Below are 19,990 nucleotides of genomic sequence, written 5' to 3' on the forward strand. Positions count from 1 at the left end.
TTGTAACCAAATTTAATTAAATTAAGGACACAAATATGCGAGAGAACCGTTAAATTTGTCGCTACCCGTTTTTCGGGGAGCTATTGACTCTGTAGCTCAGTTGGTAGAGCAGCTGACTCTTAATCAGCGGGCCTAGGGTTCGAGTCCCTACAGGGTCACTAAAAATTGAACGCCTTGCAGTTAACCTGCAAGGCGTTTTTATGTGTGCTAAATTACTCCATTTATAGCTCGAAATTAACCCGAACAACTAAGCAACTTAATTACTTTTGGACAGACTTTATGGTAAAACTTCCCTACTGAAGCCATTAAACCAAATCACAAAACCGCGCTTTTCTATAGTCAAAGACTCAATAATATTGTTATAAACCAACTGCAAACCACCTTCGATTACGAAATCAATCTGATCGCAATCTGGTTCAAAAACAATCACCCATCTCTCCTCGTGCTGAGTTAATGTCGTTAGTAAAGCAAACAAATCAGCATCTTTCTTTTTTATCTCCTGCCCTTCGTTTATCAACCGCTGCGCCAGCTCATCAACCCCTTCCATTACAGCAATACACTGCCAGCCTTCACTCTTAAGGCTCTCAGGCAACAATGGTATAATATATTGAGTAACGGGAGACTTTACCAGTTTAAATTGATGGACATATGCCTCTTCAGGACCTTGTGGATACTTCTCTCCCTGCCATTCAAACTCAGGCACCTCAAATTTAATAGATGGTATTATTGATTCAACTGGTAACAAAATTTCGAAAGCGATATCCATATTACATTTGCTTTACTAAGGAAAAGGTATTGCTGGTTTTAATACATTCCAAGTCCTCCCATTATAGAAAAAGACATGTTGATGAGGAAAAGGATGAGCTATAGCGCGGCCGTGTGTTGTCCATTCAACTCGACTCCAGGATACAATCTCATCTCCTCACTCCTCTCAAAATGTCTAAAATCATGGAAAACTTAATCTTTAATCGAAATTGATACACTTTATGTAATCCTACCCTCACTAATAATTATCTTCTTGATAAAGCTGTTCTTTATAAATGGACGCTTCTCTCATACAATTTCCCGCTTTTAAACATTTTTAAATGGGTATCCAATCTAATTTTCTCAATCGCCTTACATAAATATTTAGTCTCCTGCCTTATTCGTAACATTCTTGTATTCCTTTCCTAATCATTTTTCTGCTGCACTCGCAACTAACTTTCACCCGTGCAGCAACAGCTATAATTATCCCAAAGGTTCCATTTTATCCCAAAACGCTTGTATATCCTCTCTATTATGAAGATAGACATTGGGGGTATTTTGAAGGTCTATTCCTTCAATAAATAAAATTGATTCCCACAATATTTCTTCATTGCCCTCTGGATAATATACCAGTTTGTTACCGTCGGCTTCTTGTCTTAGGTTATATGCCCATAACGATGCGTCTTCTCTGGAGATTTTGCCATTTAATAAATCTTTCAATATTTGTTTTATATCTTCAATTCTTATTTCCATATACAAATCTTTTAACTTACCATTTTTTTATAAAATTTCCAGACTTATCAAACATAAAATGAACTTTAACTCCTCCTGTTTCAGGCCTAACAATTCTTATTCTGTCAGCACCATCAAGGGTTTCCATCCAAGTTCGAGTTCCGCCTGTAGCAGGATTCCATTCTCTTACAACTCGTCTACCTATCATTTCACCAGGTGTGCTTGCAGGGGTAACATTACCATAATATCTAAATCGACCATTTTGCAATTCCTTAAACCCAGCTTGTCCATATTTCTCGAGCTGACTAAGGTGTTTCGAAAATTTTGCAGCTTCACTGGCCAAATGAGCAGATGAATTTATTCCTCCAGCGGCACCAAGTTCCTGATTTAAATTGATATTAACCTCTAAATTAGTCAAAGCTTTCGATGCTCCCGAAGCTCCAGCTGCTCCTGCATCTTCGGCACTTGACATAAGTACCATCGTCCCATCTCGATAGATAGTGTGTGCCGGCCTGTAAATATTTCCTTCGACAAATTCAGGAAAAGTCATACTTCCTCCCTCACCTAAACCGGCTGTAGCTAGTCGAGGATTATTCGATGAATAAACAGGATCAATTCCCTTGCCATTGGAAGACAATCCTATAGAAGAGCCTCCTCCGATCTTGATGTTAGGACGTCCTAAAAGATCTAAACCTGTTTTTCCCTTGAGGGCTCCGGAAATTGTACCCATAGCGCCTCCAGTTGCAGCACCAAATGCCGCAGCTTGTACAATATCACTCGCTTTAAACGAATCACCAAAATATAGCATATTACCGCCGCCTTCTACAGCTTTGGCATAAGCACTCCCGACTGCCCCACTAATTGCCCCTCCTATAAATGTAGACGCAGCCTGTGTTCCTCCGAAAGCGGCAAGCGAAGCTCCACCTGTAGCCGCTCCCAGGGCTCCGGCCGCTGCACCTATACCGAAAGCCACCAACCCATCCTGCCAGGAATGAATTTTATCTGCATGACTTATCAAGTTTAATGTTCCGCCAATAAGGGCTCCGGCTACAATGTGCCAGAATCTTCCATCTGGATCTCTAACAGTGATAAACCGGTTTCCCATTGCCATATATGGGCTCCAATCCTGGCGAGCCGGATCAGGAGAAAACCAACGACCCAGCTGCGGATCATAATAGCGGGCTTCAAAGTCATACCAGTCCAGCCCTGTTCCATCGCTAAACTCATTACGCTGTAACTCCTTGCCTTGGAACAGTACTCTGTTAGGTTCGATGCCTGCCACTGCCCGGTAACTGATCCCATCCATTACAAGTCCACCGGGATAATAATGGGTCTCTTCCAGCACCGGCCCATTACTCACGGCTAAAACGAGGTTATCGAAATAAACATCCTGTTGTGTTTCATTACTGGTATAGACGTAGAGAAAACCACTTCTTTTAATGATCATTTTATCCGAACCCAACGTTTGCAATTGGTCTGGTTCTTCTTTTACCTGTCTTACGCCACTATTGTCGTCAACCATATTGAATTGATCGTCAAATAGTGCATAGTTCAGGTAAGCCCTCGGTTTATCCGGATGAGCAGGATCGGCATCCCGCTGCTTTAAACGTTGATATTCATTGTTATAAAAATTGGCATTCAGAGGTCCACTTGTAGCAGAAGATATGTTATGGGCATCTACACTAGTTGCTGCGCTGCCACCAAAACTTTGCAACAGCGAAGCCACCATATCTTCAGGAGAAGGTGCATTATCTGCCGGTCTGGTACCAACCGACTTATAAAATGCTTTAACCCCGATGTTCACCGTATCCCCAGCTATTACTCTTAATACGAGAGAAGGACCTACCTTTTGGCCACCAGCCTTTGCATTTAGTTTCGCGACAAAACTGTTTTTTCCGGAACTTTCATCTGATGGATAACCTACCGGCTTATCCGTTCTTGTGTTGTCAACATTACTGAACAATAAGTTTTCTTTTGGAGCAGCGTCTTTTTCCATGGTAGCTGCGTAAGTAAAGACAGACGATTGCTCCGTTAAAATCAAGCGAGTATTATCCAAATGATCAGTTACAAAATAGTCATAAACATAACCTACAGGATTATTGGCTACATATGTGGCCCTGATACGTCCGGACGCATGCGGAATAAATTCCAGAGAGTCATTTCTGTAGACCAGTTCGCCCACATAATCAGTCCTGATGGTCCGTACAGGATTGGAAGTACTGTCAACAACTATTTTAGATAACTTGCCACCATCTGCACCGTAATAGTAGGTAATAGTCCCTTTTCCCAAAACGGAAATTTTTTCGGGAAGATTCAGGTTGTTATAGATAATGCTGCCAATTCCTTTATTGGCGTCGGAAAGCAGGTTTCCATTCTTATCATAACTATAATCAGATAAATTATTGTTAATGTTAGCTGTATTGTTAGCTGCCGGCTCTTTAAAATCTCCTAATACAGAGGCCGCATACACATCTCAACAACTCAAAATAACCTGAATCAACAACAACCCGGAAATTCATTTAAAGCCCTGTTATACAATTATCACGCATCACCACTACGATGCCTGCGTAGGACATCAATTCCCTCTTCGTTTACCCATTTTATCACTCACTAAACCTTTACTGTATAAAGATCTCTCATCTTTTCCTTCCCCTTATCGTTTCATCTGTATTCATGATGACCAGCTGCCGTAAAGACCTGGCAACAGCTACCGATCCGCAGCGGCATCCGCAAGCGCTCAACGCGGATACTAAAGGCGGACAAAAAACCATTACCCTCGGTATCGGTGACGGCCTCCAGAGAGGTGCCGGCACCCAGGACGACGCGGCCGTCTACAACAAACCGGATTGGGTAAACGTCAACTTTAGTTCTTCCATAGATTTCCTCGCCCTTTCGTGGACATTCCAGGGTACACCGGGCACCGGCCGGCAGTTCTTCCGGTTCAATGGTCTTAACACCATTCCCGCAGGCACTACGATTGTTTCAGCCACACTTACACTGACCGGCGTGACAAGCAGCGCGGCCGCGCCGCAAGGCAATTCCTACTATCCAGGGTCGCCTTATAATTCCTATGGCACTAATCCTGCCTGGATAAAACGTGTAACCGGCCCCTGGAAAGCCAGCACTATTACCTGGAATAACCAGCCCACTACCACGACTACTAACGCCGTAGCTGTCCCAGCTTCCACCTCACAGTGGAATTACAGTGTAACCCTTAACGTTACCGCGCTGGTACAGGACATCATCAACAGCGGGCAGAATAACGGCTTCAGCATGCAACTGCAGACAGAAGCTTACTACCGCAGCCTGATTTTCACAGGGCCGTGCCACCAATGTCAGCGGTCGTCCGAAACTGGTGATCACCTATGAGATATAGTTATCATCGCTGTACAAAGATCAGCTCCTGACGACAGCCTGAATAGTATAAGGGGTTCACTTCACACGACAATGCCCTGTCCCCGGCAAAGTCCGGGCCAGGGCATTGTAAAAAGTCACCGGCCATAACAGTCATCATAAAAATCTGCTTAGTACCATTATTGCCAATAGTGCAAGATGATCGTCATATACTACATGCTCCCAAATCCGTCCAGGGCGAATCATCTCCGGTCCTGGGTGTCTCATTCTGAGTCCAATATTTAGCCACCCATTTATGTCCCTGATAAACAACCAAATATCCCCCTGTATAGGTAGTGGTGGAAGACCACGGCATAATGCCCTTACAATCCACACCACGATAGATGGCCTTCATATCAGGATAACGATACCGGGAATCGGAGGAATTAGCGGAAATCATGGCTCCGCAAAGGATAGGAATAAACAAAAGCGTCTTGGAGAATACATGCATACAGGTTAATTTTTTAGAAGTAAACACTAACCTAATCTACAAATGGAGCCTGCAACGTGACCTCACCTCCACCACACCGGCAGGAACATCATATTATCCGATTTTTTTAAGTACAAAAACCGTCAATGTTACAACATTGAAAAAATTTCTCCTAAATTAGACCGGCACGACCTTTTTCTTTCAAATTCCTCAAAATATTAAACCTATGCAGGTCACAACCCACTTGCTGATTTCCTCCCACTATATATACTCATAGTATTCCACCTTCTTATGCTGAACATCCGCTCCATGGCATTGCTCCGCGGCTAAAGACAGGAGAGGAACATCTGTTTAATGTAATCCGCAATTATGAAAAAGAAAACGTTTCCGAAAAAACTGCAGCTGGCAAAAATGAAAATCGCCATCCTGAATCCTAACCAGCTCAAACAGAAAGAATTTATCTGCGAGACCTCTTATGCAGAAACGACTTGCCGTAACTGCGTGGAAACTATCCTTTGCCTCTAACAGGTAAAGACGGACCGTCACACTTCAATGCTGAACATCCACTCCACGGCATTGCCTCCCCGGCTAAAGACAGGAGGGGACTATTCATGTAATCCACATTTATGAAAAAGAACACCTTTCCCAAAAAACTCCAGCTGGCAAAAGTAAAAATCTCTGCATTGAATGTTACGCCTCCGAAACAAGGCTTCATCTGCCTGACTTCTTTCGACCAGACTACCTGCCCTGGCTGCCGTCGGACAATAGACTGCGTATAATTTAAAAAAACAACCATGCCAAAGGCCACAACCGCTGGCATGGTTCTTTTCCCTCAACCTTTACGCTTTATACTGTCTGCTCAACAGCTCCGTAGGGGTGTATCCAAAGTGCTTTTTAAAAGCAAAAGAGAAATGGGAAAGGTTTTCAAAACCCACCTCATAACAAACATCCACCGGCCTGGCATTTTTTTCTGCCAGCTGATAGTGCGCCAGTTCCAACCGCTTTTGTGTAAGCCACCGTTGCGGCGTTGAATGAAAGGACTTCTGAAAATCCCGTTTAAAAGTTGTCAGGCTACGCCCTGTAAGATATCCGAATTTTTCCAACGGCAGATTGAACATGAAGTTCTTTTCCATATAACTCACCAAATCGATCTTTCCGGGCTCATCGAAATTCGCCAGTATATTATCCACGTCCTTATCAATCGTACGTAAAATACTAATGGCTTCCGTTATCTTCAGCGAGGCAATGTCCTGCGGAAGCTCCTTCATATCAAAATAAGGAATCAAAGAAGACAAGCAGCTTTCCAATAAAGGATGATTATTATAGGAAAGGATTTTCCGGGCTGTTTGCATCTGAGGCTGTATGTCCAGCTTTGCATAATATTCGCGCAATCTGGCTGTTGAAAGATGCATCACCACTGTCTTATGCGGCTGTCCGTTTTTAGGATAATTAATAATCGTCGCCAATTGGTTTCGTGGAATCAGGAAAATATCACCCTGCTTAAAAAAGTACGTAGCTTCAGCCTGTACGATCTTCGTCTCACCGGATATAAACCACACCAGCATATGCTGGTCAAACATGATGTCTGACTTAAAAAAGCTGTCCTCATAGCAGGAAAGCTTTATATCTTCTGTGATATATTGGGCTATATACTTCATGGTCGGAAAAAATGATCTGTGTAAACAACGAAACCGCTTCACCAATCAAAAATAACATTATAATTCTGTTCCTATAAACGGATCGGGATGTTAAATGTAATTCCTGTCAGTTCTTCACTCATTGCCCATAGCCGTTTTGCATTATCCTCATCCAATGAATACGGTTTCACGCTCGTGGATGCTGCAATATCCCCGTCTTCGCAATACACGCCGCCGATATTGTTTAACAAGGGGCTCGTAGCACACCAAATGGTGGTAGCAGCGCCCTGCGGCACCGTCTTCAAAGAAGCGGCCACTTCGGGCAACAAATTCCCTTCCGCATCACAAAAACCCATTTTTTGAAACAACTCCGGCGGCGCCTCTCTGCCCAATTCTGTTCCTCCGATGGAGCCGGGGTTTACTGCGTATACCCTTACGTTTGATGAGCGGGCACGGTTATCCATTTCAAGGGAGAACAAATTGACAGCGGTCTTGGACTGTCCATATCCCAGCAGCGTCTCATACTCCCGACTCAGGAAATGAGGGTCTTCAAAGCTGAAATCACCAAACTGGTGCCCGCCTGAAGAAAGATTAACCACCCTGGCCCCACCCGCTTTCTGCAATGCAGTCCACAGCCTCGCCGTAAGCTGAAATAAAGACAGATAGTTGACAACCAGTTGTGATTCATATCCGCGCTTATCTCTCCGCAACGGCACCCACATTATACCGGCGTTATTGATCAACAGATGCAGCGGCCTTCCGGACGCCAGGAAGGTGGTGGCAAAGTCATCAACAGAATCAGGGTTCATCAGGTCCATGGAAACTAATTCCACATTACCAACACCCTGTAAGTTTCTTTTTGCCTTTTCAACATCACGGGCAGGTACAATGACCGTTGCTCCCGCAGCTGCAAGCACCCTGGTGGTCTCAAGGCCAATACCGGTATTTCCTCCGGTTACGATGGCTATTTTGCCGCTGAGATCGACACCGCCGATAACATCACTTGTTGTAGACTTCGCGTTAAATCCTGAACCCAAAGGAATTTGCAGCGCTCCCTGATAATTGTTCTGTTTCATATTGTAGTTGTTTTGTTGAAACAAAAGTAGCACACCTGAAATCCACTGACTTTGTTCAGAAGTCCGATTTTACTTTGTTTAAAAGTCCAGCTATAATAACAGTATTTAACAGCAAAAAGGGCTGCCCTTCCGGAACAGCCCTACCCTTTCTCAAATGCAAGCACCCTTACTTAAGCACAATTTTTCTGATGGCTCTGTTATTCGGATCAGAGATATAAATAGTTCCGTCCTTGTCGATAGCCAGGTCCGCTATCAGACCGATCTTCGCCTTATCCAGACTGCCATCTTCAAAGCCTTTTGACAACTTCACCGCCGTACTTACCTGCCCGGTGGACAAGTCCAGTTTACGCAACGCATAGTTATGAGCGTCTGCGATCAGCAGGTTTTGTTCATGGTCCAGCAACAGTGAAGAGATAGTACCTCCAAACAACGCAGAAGATACAGGCCCGTCCTGGTAACCAACGGACGATCCTACCCAGGTAAGCTTATTGTTACCCAACTGTTGCCAGTAGAAGGTAGGCTCATACTTGTCTCCCACTACGAACAGATCATTGTTGTTACTAATGGCAATTCTGATTTCTTCTGCCGTCCGTGGGAACACATTTTCCGATATACCATTGGGATATACCCTGAACACACCTCTGTACAGCTGCGTATAGTAGAGGTTACCCTTTTTATCTCTCGTCAGCGAACCGACGTCATTCGGCAAACCACTTTTCAGTGTCGTCACCTCACCCTGCGGCGTGATCTTACGGAGAGCGCCACCATTATTAGATACCTCCGAAACATAGATATTATCGTTTTCATCCAGCACCAAACCGTATATATTTCCCAAACGGGCATTTCTGCCATTACCGTCGGCTACACCACGTTCATTAGGTTCTCCCGCAAAAATAGACACGTCACCAGCAGGTGTCACTTTGGAGATATAGTTTTCACGGGTGTTAGACACAAATACGTTACCCTGTCTATCTACCACCAGCGGACCAATGAAAGCTCCCATCTGATTGGTCAGTGTGAACAAACCGGAACGGCTGAACGGAACAGGGCTTTCCGCTACCAGTGCAGCACGTTTCACTTTTACAGGACCGGTGGTCAGGTTGGCCGGCGTCATCACTTCCAGCGTGGTCGCTGTCGCGTTGAGTATCTGCGCTACTACGCCGTTGAACGTCACTTCGTTTTCGGCAGGGTTTACGCTGAAACCGGTACCCGTGATCACTACTTTAGTGCCGGCCAAACCACTGGCAGGTTCCATTTTAAGAATACCCAGATTTTGTTCTGTAAACTCCGGCCCTTTCACCGGCTGATCATTCACGCTTACCATGACCGTTCCTTTGCCCATACCTGCCGGTAACACTACCGTAAGACGCAGATTGGTCGCTTCTTTTACCACTGCCTTCACATTGTTGATCGTCACTACGTTTTCATCTGCCACAGTGCTGAAATCTTTCCCATCAATGATCATCTCAGCCCCGGCCGGACCACTGAGTGGGCTCACCAGCCGCAGCGAAGGCGGGGGGACTACTGTAAACGACGGACCTACAATTTTCTGTCCGTTGATGGTAACTGCCAGCGGGCCGCTGGTCAGTCCTTCCGGCGCTATGGCCACCAGCTTGCCAACAGCCACTTCTGCTACGACAGCTTTCTTACCGTTGAACTCCACCACGTTATCAGCAGCCACCGCAGCGAAGCCCTCACCGCTAATGGTTACACGGGTACCCTGGCCACCGGTCAACGGTTTAATACTGCTGATCGTCTGAAACTGGAAAGGCTGCCCCACAGATACCATCCCGTCTACCTTCACCGTCACTGGTCCGCTTCCGGCGCCTTCCGGCACGGTAGCTACCAGGGAGGTATCGCTGGCACTCACCACGGTAGCGGACTTCCCGTTGATCAGCACCTCAACAGGCGATTTCAGGCTGCTGAAACCGGCGCCGCTGATACGTATCTGCGTACCCGCGGTACCGTTAGGCGGAAATATTTTCTGCACGCTTAACTTCTGGTAGGTATACTCACCTACCGTCAGTGACTTGCTTCCGTTGGAAAAGGTAACGGTGCCGCTCTGCCCTTTTTCCGGCGCACGCACCACCAGCAAAGTATCCGTGGTACTCAACACTTCTGCATCGGTACCGTTAAAGGATATGCTGGCTTTTCCGTCAGAGAAGCCGCTGCCGGTAATAGTTACCAGCGTACCTGCATTGCCGCTGTTAGGATAATAACTTTTGACCTCGAACGGGACTACCGCCGCTATTTTATCTTTTTTGCAGGCCTGTATAATACCCATGAGGCATAACAGCAATCCCGCCACTAAATATGTTGTGAGCTTTTGCATATCGTCTGTTGTTTAAAAGGTGTAACGCAGTCCCAGCTGCACCTGGTAACGGGAACCGAAATAATCAATGGAATAGGGCGTACCGGGGTCCGAGAAAGTGTATACCGGTATGCCGCCCTTGTTTTGCTCCGGCGGGAACAGGGTAGGCGTTAAACCAACACTGGCGGTAGAGTTAAAGGTATTGGGAGAGAAATAACTGATACCCCAGTTGCGGTTCAGCATATTGGTCAGGTTCACCACATCCGCCGTGAAAGTGATAAAATGTGTTTTCAGCTTACGCAGGTGGAACTCCTGCGCAAAGTGCAGGTCTGCCTGCACGTTCCACGGTGTGCGGCCCATATTTCTTTCGGTAAAATTCCCCCTTCTGCTGCTCAGGTATTTATTGCCGTCAACGTAACGGTTAAACGCTTCGGCTTGTTCAGCGGCCGTAATCTGTTGTCCGTTGCTGGTATAATCCCTGAAGAAACGGACCGCCTCTTCTGTCTGCGGGATATACGCCAGGCTCACCTGCTGCGGCAATCCCTGTACGCTGTTGTTCACAACGCCGTAGGTGAACGGGCTGCCCGACTGCGCACTGAAGAACAGGCTGAGCGTGCTCACCCACGTTTCATTCCACGCCTTGCGATAGCTGGCATTCACCACAAAACGGTGACGGATGTCGAAGTTGGAATAAGCCAGTGGTGCATTGTTCGGGCTCAACGCCTGGTTCAGCTGCCAGTTGGATTCCATGGAGTTACGGATACCATTGAAGGCGTCCTTGCTCTGACCGTAGGTATATGCGCCTGACAGATATAAACCGCTGGTGAAGTTTTTGCTGGCGGTACCGGTGATGCTGTAGCGGAAACCTTTATTGGTGTTGCTCAACAGGTAAGCATTGGAGAAACGGGGATCAATATTGCCGGAATAAACAGGCTGCTGGCGGTCTTTATCGTAAGCGTAATATTTCGGGTTGTCAGTGATATTTACCTGCTGGAAGAAGACCTCTTTTATACTCTTGGTGACCATACCTTCTATTCCAAACTTCCACTGACTGGCAGTAGTTCTGTCGATCGCCAGGCTGGCACGCAGGATCTTCGGCATCACAAAATCGTTGTCGATCAGGTCTACCTGTGTTTTACCGGCGTTAGGGTTGTTGATGACTGTACCGTTCTTTTCAATGAAGTCGGCAATACCGTTTTTGCCCGGCTTGATGGCGTCGCTGCCGGGAGCGAAAGGCTTCTGGTCCGCCTTCTGGTCAAAGGAGCCGTAGTTCACGCCGTTGTTATAATAAGCGTAGGCCAGCCATGCAAAAGGAATGCGGCCGGTAAACATACCCACACCGCCACGAACGATCAGGCGCTGATCTCCCAGCCAATCGTAACGGAAGCCTAAGCGCGGAGATATCTGCACCTTTCCGAAATACCGGTTCTCAATACGGTTCAGCGGCGTATAGTGGTATGTAGATCCGAAGTAAGGATCAGCGATCGCATTGGTCACTTTATCACTCAGCTCCGGTTTGGTGGGCAGATGCGTATAATCGGCACGCAGCCCGGGTGTCACGGTCAGCTTGTCCGTTACCCGGATCGCGTCCTGGACGTACACGCTATACAGGTTTACATTGAACACAGCGCCGGGGTTGCTCATAATATAGTCACGACTGTTATTGGTGTAATTGTAGCTTCCTCTTACGCGGTAAGGCGTATTACGCAGATAGTCGTCGATGCTCAGGTAGTCTACGCGGCCGTTCCAGGCGTTCACGAAGCCGTAGTCGATATGATACAGCTCATTGTGTGTCCCCATTAGTACGGTATGTTTGCCTTTGGTCCAGGTGAGATTGTTGGTGATCTCGATGGTACGCTGTTTCATATTGAATACAGACGCCTCCCTGTCAGTACCCAGGTAGATAGTGGTACCTGGCGTGCGGCCCATGATCTGTACCTGCGGCAACGTAGGATCGCTGAGCGGATCGCGGTAGTCGTGCACGGTAGTAAAACCGGCGACAAAACTGTTGGACCAGGCGTTATTGAAACGACTTTTCAGTTCAGCAACGGTACTGCTCTGGTTGTTCGTTTGTTTGAAAGCCATGCTGCCAAAGCGAAAATCCTGCTGGTCGCGGTCCAGGCTGATAGCGCTGGAAGTAATGGTATTATTACGGACAGACACCTGGTGTTTATCGTTGATGTTCCAGTCTATACGATTGAAGAATTTATTGGACTCGGAAGAGGAGTTGTACAGCCCCGCAGTGCCCGGGTCGAAGATATCTCCGTAGCGTTTGATCGTCGCCTGGCGGATATCGTCGGCATCTTTCTCGCTGAGGATACGGGCCGTTTCTTCCTTACCGGCCAGCAGTTGCGCAGGATCTGTTCTGCGGGTGATTTCTTCATTGGTAAAAAAGAATAGTTTGCTTTTGATGATCGGGAAACCGAGCCGTATACCTGCCTGGTAGTCTTTAAAGTCACTGTTCATTTTGTCACCGTTGCCGGCTTTGTTTTTACCGATCATGGCAGCGGTGCGGCCGAAGCCGTATACCGAACCGGTGAGGGTATTGGTACCACTGCGGGTGACGGCATTCACACTACCGCCGGTGAAGTTACCGATCTTCACGTCGAAGGGGGCGAGATATACCTGCATGTCTTCGATCGCGTCGAGGGAAACGGGGTTGGTGCGGGTGCTGCTGCCGGGCTGGCCGGAAGTGCCGCTTTGTCCGCCCATAGATGGACTGAAGCCAATCGCATCGTTGTTGATGGCGCCGTCGATGGTAACGTTGTTGTAACGGAAGTTGGAGCCGCCGAAACTATTGTCTTTACTGCCTTGTGGCACCATGCGGGTAATATCCTGTATACTGCGGCTCACCGTCGGCATATTGTTGATCTGGCTACGGCTGATGTTCTGGCCGGCGCCGTAGTTATTGGCTTTAGGCCCTGCCTTTGCGCCTTTCACCACCACTTCGGAAAGCTGCTTGCGGTCATCGTTCAGCACTATATTCAACAGCTGCGGTTCTCCCAGGCGCACGGTCACGTTCTGGTATTTTTGCGGCGCCATGCCCATCATGGTCACGGTAACAGTGTATGGGCCGCCGATACGCATACCCAATATGTGGTAACGGCCGCCTGCGTCGGATATCACCGGGTAGCGGGTACCGGAAGGTTCGTGCAGTGCGATGACGGTCGCTCCCGGCAAAGCCTGCCCCTGGCCGTCTTGTACCTTCCCCGTCAGGCCGCCGGAGGTTTCCTGCGCCTTGCCGGCCAGAGACGCCAACAGCAGCAGCAGGAAAGAATATATTGTTACAATTAGTTTTTTTGTGTTCATCACTTAAGATTATAACTGATTCTACTTTGTGATTTTTAATACATGGTCGGTTATGTGTAGTACGCCGTTACCGGTAATGCCATTCTGCTTTACCAGCTTTACGGGAGCATCGTTGCCCGGCCCTTGCAGTGTAATACCATTGTAAAGGCCCGGCGACAGCGGGTCCGGCGTAAGCTGCACTTTCACAATGTTGTCATCGAGCATGTTCTGTGTAGTGGCAGCACTACTACCGGTACTCAGGATATAGTCATACACAAACCGGCGGTCGGCCGCAATGTGATAACGCAACAGTGCGGCCAGTACCCCGGGATCGGCTGCTTCGATCTGCTCCAGCGTTTTATAGCCGTAGGCTGTCATGGCAGCGTTGTTTGCAGCATACACGGTATAGGGACCTTTGCCTTTCAGCAAAGCGGATAAACCGGAACGTTGTAAGGCATGACTGAAGAGGCTCAGACCGGGTTCTGCCGAAATAGCTTCCGTCACCGTTTCATAGAGATATGGCTCCAGCATACGGTCAATGACCTGCAGCGTGCCATTGCTCGCTTTCATGCCAACTGCCAGCACCCGGCTGCCGTTTACCGTCAGCACAGTGTCCTTATCTTTCACCCAGCGGGTCACATACAGTTTACCGCCATTGTAGGTGCGTATCTCCTGGTTAAACAGGAAAGGCATTTTATTCAGGTCGTAGTTCCCGTTGAGAATATGATACCCCGTGATCCTGGTCATCAGGGAGATACCGGCGGTACCAACACTGAGCGTAGTGGGGTATCCCGCTTCAGTAAAAGCCGCATCGGACGGCGCCAGCACCGTCAGCGGCCCGGCACTGGTCAGCAACGGCTGCATACTGCTGCGGTCCGCCGCCGCTTTGAACTTGCTGAGGTTAAAGTTGTCAATCACCACCTCCATGAGGCGGTCGTTAGCTTTGGGCGCATCAGTATCGTCTTTCTTACAGGCGCCTGCCATCAGCAAAGACAAACCAATGACCACCAGCCGGCGGGAGAAATATTGTCTGGATAAGGTAGTATTTGTAGTCATCATGAATCTTTAACGGATCAACTGTTAATTCACCTTGAAATTATCCGGCAGCAGAAGCCTGTCCACGATATGCAGCGGGCCTTCGAAGGTGTTGATATCTCTTGCGATGATAGTAGCCGGCGGGGTATTGGCATTTCTTAGCTTTACCTTGATGCTATTACCCTCACGCATAAACTGCAACGGCATTTTATAACCGGCAGTAGTTGTATTCCCCAGTGATATCCAATAATCTCCGATCAGTTTATCATCAAGATCATTAGAATAAAATACAGTATGCGCAGAAGGAATAAAACCGCTATTGTCAATGGGAGCATAAGACCGGCCCCAGTTATGATAGTCCAGTATACTGTCCGTAGGAATTAAACCAGTCATGGTGTAAGACTCCCAGTCCAGCTCAGGGATAAAGCGGCTGTTGATTTTCGTGACCTGGTCTATATCCTGGATACCTGCCTGATGGAAAGCCTCATCGGTAGGAGCCAGATAAGCGTTAAAAACAACTGCGCCAGAGGCGGGGTCCACGCCCCAAAAATAGCCGGCGTAGCGCACAAAAGACCCCCAGGTATATTCCATCCAGCTGGCCTCATTCATATCGTTGATGGCCAGCAGCATGGTAAAGCGGCCATCTTCCTCCAGTATTTCCCGGACATGTTTTTCAGGTTTTTGTAATAACCTGTTCACCGGCCAGATGATACCATTCCTCGCGGCCACCGGTGGATGTTTTCCGCAAAGCTGGCCATCGACGATCAGCTGACTGTCTTTCGCCATCGCCATAAAGTGGCGGTAGGTATAGGCATAAGGACGGCCCACGCCCGATCCCGAACCATTGCGGTACTCCTGTAAATTTGGATTCTCGAGCATCGTCATCCTGGGAGAACTGAGTTTTTGCGTCTGAAGGGTTAATGGTTCCAGTTTTTCATTGAGCATATGAAATCTCATCAGTTGATTCAGCTCCTCCGGGGAACGTTTGCCGATTTCGGTTTCGTCCAGTCCCGCAGCCTTCATGGCGGCATCGTCAACCGCCAGCACGGTAACGGATGCCCTGGCACCCAATGCCAACAGGTCTTTTTCCATATCACTACGCTGCCAGGCAGCATAAAACAATTTGTAAGGAGACGATTTCAGGACTGTCGGGATATCGGTGCTGGCACTGTCTTTATAGGGAACAGTTTCACCCTCCGGTTCCGGCATGAACATTTCCTTTCTGCAACCGGTTTGCAACAATCCCATGCTAAAGAACACCCCGCAGAGGATCATTGCTTGTATTGTTCTGTATATTTTATTTTTCATGATGATTATGTCGTTAACTGTTGACCTTATTTTATGGCCTGTTCGGGTTTCAACAGCAAGCCATCCAGCTGATGCACCACGCCGTTGTCAGTATTATAATCCACGATTCCTTTCCGTTCCACCGGCACGGCATTCAGTGGCTGGTGGTTTCTGTCTTCCCGGATGGAACAGGCATACCTGATTTTCAGAACACCGTTTTCTGTAACGTCCAGGCTGGCAATCTCCAGCAGGTAGGTATCATCCTTTATATTAAGTCTCAGCGGGTCGCTGGTGCCGGTCATGGTTTTAAAGGCGCGGATATCAGAGAAGAAATAGTGCTGTTTGTGTATGATGTAGCTTCCAAACAGGCGGGCCATGATGTATTTGTCAGGGCTTAACGCTGCGATAGCCTGTTCATCCAGGCCATTGGCCTTGAGTGCGGCATTGGTGGGCGCCAGGATCGTCCAGGGGCCACCGCTTTTGAGCTGTTCCCAGAAGCCGAAGCGTTTCAGTGCACCTACAAACAGGCTAAATTCTTCATGCTGCGAAAGCAGGTCCTGTACGGTCCCCGGCTGATCTTTTATCACCTGTTGCAGCACCTGCAATACACCGTTGGTGACCACCACGTCTTTTACTTCTGTCAGGCAACCATGGAAGTAAATGGCGTTGCGGTTACCGGCTGCGCCGTAAGGGTTGGTGGACATTGTTACCAGCAACTCCCGTGTGCCGATTGTTTTAAACCGTACGTCCACACTATTAGGCGCCAGGTTGCTTTCGCGTAACGTCTGGGGCAGCACATGCAGTTGCACCAGCTCCTTTACTTTGTCGACCGGCATTTTGGCCAGATCGGCTGCGCTCAGGATACCTATCTCATTAAAAGCCTTATTGTTGGGTGCCAGTATGGTAAAAGGTCCGGGGCCGTTCAGTTCAGCCGACATGCCGGCCCTTTCGATGGCTGCATAGAAGAGGCTCAGGTCATAGTTGTTCCGGATAAAATCCGCAGCCGGACGATAGTTTTTCGTCTCTTGCTCAAAATCCAGTTTATCATGTTTACAGGAAGTAAACATCATCCCGGTCAGCGCTAAGAATATGATAATATAATGTTTCATAGCTTGATGATTTAGGGCCTCCGCTTAGTATATCGGCGTCGGATATTTACGTTGTACGGTAGTTAAATAAGCGGTGCCGTTTACTATTTCGATGGTGTTCACGGTAGCAAACGACTGCGGGTTGTTTGTTCCGGAGTGAATATTGACAATCATATTGGGACGGCTGCAGATGTAGCGCTCGAAGCTCGCGCGGGTACCGTTTCCGTAGCAGGAAATCACGGCGTAGTTACCATCCACCACTTCACCATTATTATCGTTATAAGGGTTGTTAAGCGGGTTTAGTCCCGGCGACAGCAGGCTGAATCGCTGCCATGCCGTAGTCCGGATGCCATCGGCGGCATTGTCCGCAAACAACGGAAAGCTGAAGTAGCTATTCACGGCGTTGGACGTATTATTGCGGCGCAGTGTCGTCAGGAACCTGAAATTATATCCCGGTACCGGATTCGTCAATCCGTCTCCGGTATGGAGTGTCATCCAGACATTCGCTTCGTCCTTTATTCCATACTGCAGCATGCCGGCGTCTACATTCCTTGGTTTCTTCGTTTTGTCCGCCGCTTCATATCCTTCTGCGCTCATGTTATAGAAGTTCACATACACCAGCGAATCAGACAGCGACAGCTTGTGGAAAATTTCGCGGCGTAACAGCATACCGTTTTCCTTGGTCCTGAAATTTTTCTGCAGGATGTGCAGGGTGTACACCTCACGGCTGTCCAGTTGGAGAACGGTGTCCAGCAAGACTTTCTTTTTCAGCCGGTCTTCCAGGCTAAAAAACGGTATCCCGCTTACGGGGCGGTACATAAACATCACCCGATGCTGACCAGAAGGTATCTGCGCCCAGCTGGAGAGGTCAAAACCATTGAGTATGGGCCCTACCAGCACGTCTTCCTTACCGGGGTACTCCGGGTTGCGGAAGGAGTTACTGCTACCTATATGCGAAGGGTATGGCGGTGCATAGGCGCTGCGCTGGTCCAGAAAATCACCGATAATAGCTGCGCTGACGGGCATACCGGAAGCATCTGTCTGCGGATCGATGAGCATCGTCAGAAACGGCTGTTCTTCGTCTTTGTTTTCCAGCGCTACGGTATAGTTGAGATTGTTGAACACACGGAGGTACGCCGGGTCATCAATCTTCTTATGTTCTATCTTGGCGCAGCTATATAAAGCCAGCGCCAGTCCTGCTATAATAATGGAGAATGTTTGTTTCATGCTTTTAACAGTTTAGGGCTACCGGTTATGTTTAACAATGATCATCTTCGCCCTGGATGCTTCCGGGGCGCCGGCGCCATCTCTTCCTATGAGCGCTATTGAGTAATAGCCGGGCTCCTGGTTCGGTATAATGCCCCGTACATACATTTCTTTCCGCGCTACCAGGTCGCTACTTTTTACGACCGGTACCTGTGTGAGCCATGAGCCGGGAAATACACCGGGGTTTGACCGGAACGCCATAATATGGTAAGCATCGTCTACCAGGCCAACAACCGTATTGGTGGCATCTTCCGGAACAATGCCCGGCTGCAGTCCGCGGGTAACGCCATATCTGCCGAACGACTGGCCATTGGGCGATGTGAAATTTACATTGGGTATATCCGGGCAGAAATTATAGAAGCGGAAGTGGATCGGATGTTTATACTGTACCCGCAGGAAAGAGCCGTCCTGCCCGTCGCCGCCGGGTACAAAAACACCGCCGCTCAGGTTGTTGGCAGCCATTGCGATCTGCGGTACTCCTTTGGCATCGCCGTATACCCACGCGGTATAGTTGCCGCCGGGGCTTACCATCTTTTGCGTGGAAGCCAGCACTTTACCGGAGGCGTCGGTCGCTTCAATGGTGGTCATGGCCGCCACGATGTTCGTATACCCGCCGGCGGTACCGTAGCTGATGTTGCCACCAGCCTGCGTGCCGTTCACTTTCAGCCGCAGGGAAGCAGCGCCGGGGAAAGCATTCACCGCCTGCAGACGGCCGTAGTTCACATTGGCCGGATCGGCAATATCCGCTATGATCTGAAAAGCATTCTGGGTAAAATTAGATTCATCATGGCCACCGGGAATCGAATAGGGCAATACCTGTGGTGTAATGACGATGGTATATATCCCTCCCGGCTGATAAGTACGTATAGGCGCATAAGTTAGCCCTGTAACAATAGGCTGCACAGAACCCAGCGTAATGGTAGAGGTAGCCCTGTCTATCATGGCCACGTTTTCCTCGCGGGCGCCGCCGGAAGCTGTCACCTGCGTACCGCTGGCTGTCAGCACCCTGAACTGGTAAGTACCATAAGGCACTTCCACATATTCAGACCAGTGGCCGGGCGTAATATTGGATGTGGTGGCGCTGACCGGCGTTCCGTCAGCAAAAGCCAGCGACATCGGCCCGTCTACCAGCTCCTGTGCGCCATCAGGACGTTTGATCCCGGAAGCCAGGTTCACAATACGGATTTTGAAATGGTCCGGCCGGGAAGGTGCTTCTACGGACCGGGGGACCTTGTTCACCTCCGGAATATTACCTGTCAGCAGGAAAGGACCACGGATAATATAATAATCAACGGGGTTATTGTAGTCGTCTTTCACATCCAGTTCCACCGGTCTTTCACCCACCGTCAGCTCTTTGGTTTCTATTTTCAGATGTGCGTTCCCGTTATCCCGAAACAGGTCCCGCGGCAGCGTCCAGGTGGTACCGAGACGTCCTTTGTCAGGGAAATATTTCGTAGCGGGATACCGCCACTTGTCGTCAAGATAGGACAGCACCACGTAGTTCGTCAGCGTGTCATTGTTGGCGACCACCTGGTTATGCGTGCTCAGGTTCACGATCCGGACGCCGGAATTACCCCGGACATCCTGAACGATCCTGTTGTCGTACAGGTGGTCCATTTTATCTTTATTGCAGGATGACATAAAACCGGCGCCTGCCAGCAACATCCCTGCTATAATGGAAATACGTTTCATTTTCATTTTTT

At 48.4% G+C, this 19,990-nt stretch carries 16 protein-coding genes and 1 tRNA gene; 4 read left to right on the top strand and 13 right to left on the bottom strand.

The features are described 5' to 3' along the window. Positions 1 to 85: 85 nt before the first annotated feature. Positions 86 to 158 (top strand) — tRNA-Lys (locus B5D63_RS11470). 119 nt (positions 159 to 277) lie between these two features. On the opposite strand, the gene B5D63_RS11475 is transcribed toward B5D63_RS11470, so the two are convergent. The 3 genes from B5D63_RS11475 to B5D63_RS11485 all read right to left on the bottom strand — a co-directional run bounded on the left by B5D63_RS11475 (position 278) and on the right by B5D63_RS11485 (position 3,946). Beyond that, positions 278 to 766, bottom strand: a complete 489-nt coding sequence (locus tag B5D63_RS11475) for a hypothetical protein (RefSeq protein ID WP_078668948.1) — start codon at positions 764 to 766, stop codon at positions 278 to 280. 461 nt (positions 767 to 1,227) lie between these two features. Next, a complete protein-coding gene (locus B5D63_RS11480; RefSeq protein WP_078668949.1) occupies positions 1,228 to 1,497 on the bottom strand; it encodes a hypothetical protein in 270 nt (89 codons plus the stop codon). Positions 1,498 to 1,513: 16 nt separating this feature from the next. Continuing rightward, on the bottom strand, positions 1,514 to 3,946 hold the full coding sequence (locus B5D63_RS11485; RefSeq protein WP_078668950.1) for an RHS repeat protein: 2,433 nt from the start codon (positions 3,944 to 3,946) through the stop codon (positions 1,514 to 1,516). Between the two features lie 203 nt (positions 3,947 to 4,149). Between B5D63_RS11485 and B5D63_RS11490 the strand changes: the two genes are divergently transcribed. After that, complete coding sequence (locus tag B5D63_RS11490; protein ID WP_143312876.1) at positions 4,150 to 4,845, top strand: DNRLRE domain-containing protein; 696 nt, start codon at positions 4,150 to 4,152, stop codon at positions 4,843 to 4,845. A 190-nt stretch (positions 4,846 to 5,035) separates the two neighbouring features. Here the strand turns inward: B5D63_RS11490 and B5D63_RS35735 are convergent, their stop codons facing one another. Then, complete coding sequence (locus B5D63_RS35735) at positions 5,036 to 5,320, bottom strand: carbohydrate-binding protein (RefSeq protein WP_078668952.1); 285 nt, start codon at positions 5,318 to 5,320, stop codon at positions 5,036 to 5,038. A gap of 348 nt (positions 5,321 to 5,668) precedes the next feature. Between B5D63_RS35735 and B5D63_RS35020 the strand changes: the two genes are divergently transcribed. Together B5D63_RS35020 and B5D63_RS35025 are read left to right on the top strand one after the other, a co-directional pair. Next, positions 5,669 to 5,824, top strand: coding sequence for a class I lanthipeptide (locus tag B5D63_RS35020; RefSeq protein WP_159455989.1), 156 nt, complete (start codon positions 5,669 to 5,671; stop codon positions 5,822 to 5,824). 101 nt (positions 5,825 to 5,925) lie between these two features. Further along, the gene (locus B5D63_RS35025) at positions 5,926 to 6,078 is read left to right on the top strand and encodes a hypothetical protein (RefSeq protein WP_159455990.1); all 153 of its coding nucleotides are present in this window, start codon (positions 5,926 to 5,928) and stop codon (positions 6,076 to 6,078) included. 60 nt (positions 6,079 to 6,138) lie between these two features. On the opposite strand, the gene B5D63_RS11505 is transcribed toward B5D63_RS35025, so the two are convergent. From B5D63_RS11505 to B5D63_RS11545, 9 genes are all read right to left on the bottom strand, one after another. After that, positions 6,139 to 6,957: a helix-turn-helix domain-containing protein gene (locus B5D63_RS11505; RefSeq protein WP_078668954.1), complete on the bottom strand. Its 819-nt coding sequence runs from the start codon at positions 6,955 to 6,957 to the stop codon at positions 6,139 to 6,141. A gap of 71 nt (positions 6,958 to 7,028) precedes the next feature. Further along, entirely contained in the window at positions 7,029 to 8,012 is a 984-nt protein-coding gene (locus tag B5D63_RS11510) for an SDR family NAD(P)-dependent oxidoreductase (protein WP_078668955.1), read from the bottom strand. 166 nt (positions 8,013 to 8,178) lie between these two features. Continuing rightward, positions 8,179 to 10,344, bottom strand: coding sequence for an IPT/TIG domain-containing protein (locus B5D63_RS11515; RefSeq protein WP_078668956.1), 2,166 nt, complete (start codon positions 10,342 to 10,344; stop codon positions 8,179 to 8,181). A 12-nt stretch (positions 10,345 to 10,356) separates the two neighbouring features. After that, positions 10,357 to 13,632: a TonB-dependent receptor gene (locus tag B5D63_RS11520; RefSeq protein ID WP_078668957.1), complete on the bottom strand. Its 3,276-nt coding sequence runs from the start codon at positions 13,630 to 13,632 to the stop codon at positions 10,357 to 10,359. A gap of 21 nt (positions 13,633 to 13,653) precedes the next feature. Further along, the gene (locus tag B5D63_RS11525) at positions 13,654 to 14,667 is read right to left on the bottom strand and encodes a fasciclin domain-containing protein (protein WP_078670284.1); all 1,014 of its coding nucleotides are present in this window, start codon (positions 14,665 to 14,667) and stop codon (positions 13,654 to 13,656) included. A 24-nt stretch (positions 14,668 to 14,691) separates the two neighbouring features. Then, positions 14,692 to 15,954 carry a fasciclin domain-containing protein gene (locus tag B5D63_RS11530; protein ID WP_143312877.1) on the bottom strand — a complete coding sequence of 421 codons (1,263 nt, stop codon included), beginning with the start codon at positions 15,952 to 15,954 and terminating at the stop codon, positions 14,692 to 14,694. 26 nt (positions 15,955 to 15,980) lie between these two features. Further along, positions 15,981 to 17,042: a fasciclin domain-containing protein gene (locus tag B5D63_RS11535; RefSeq protein ID WP_078668959.1), complete on the bottom strand. Its 1,062-nt coding sequence runs from the start codon at positions 17,040 to 17,042 to the stop codon at positions 15,981 to 15,983. Positions 17,043 to 17,066: 24 nt separating this feature from the next. Further along, the gene (locus B5D63_RS11540; RefSeq protein ID WP_078668960.1) at positions 17,067 to 18,248 is read right to left on the bottom strand and encodes a hypothetical protein; all 1,182 of its coding nucleotides are present in this window, start codon (positions 18,246 to 18,248) and stop codon (positions 17,067 to 17,069) included. 18 nt (positions 18,249 to 18,266) lie between these two features. Beyond that, positions 18,267 to 19,979 (bottom strand): DUF4397 domain-containing protein, encoded by a 1,713-nt coding sequence (locus tag B5D63_RS11545; protein ID WP_143312878.1) that lies wholly within the window; start codon positions 19,977 to 19,979, stop codon positions 18,267 to 18,269. Between the last annotated feature and the right edge of the window lie 11 nt (positions 19,980 to 19,990).

The sequence above is a fragment of the Chitinophaga eiseniae genome, from assembly GCF_900167135.1.
GTDB lineage: Bacteria > Bacteroidota > Bacteroidia > Chitinophagales > Chitinophagaceae > Chitinophaga > Chitinophaga eiseniae.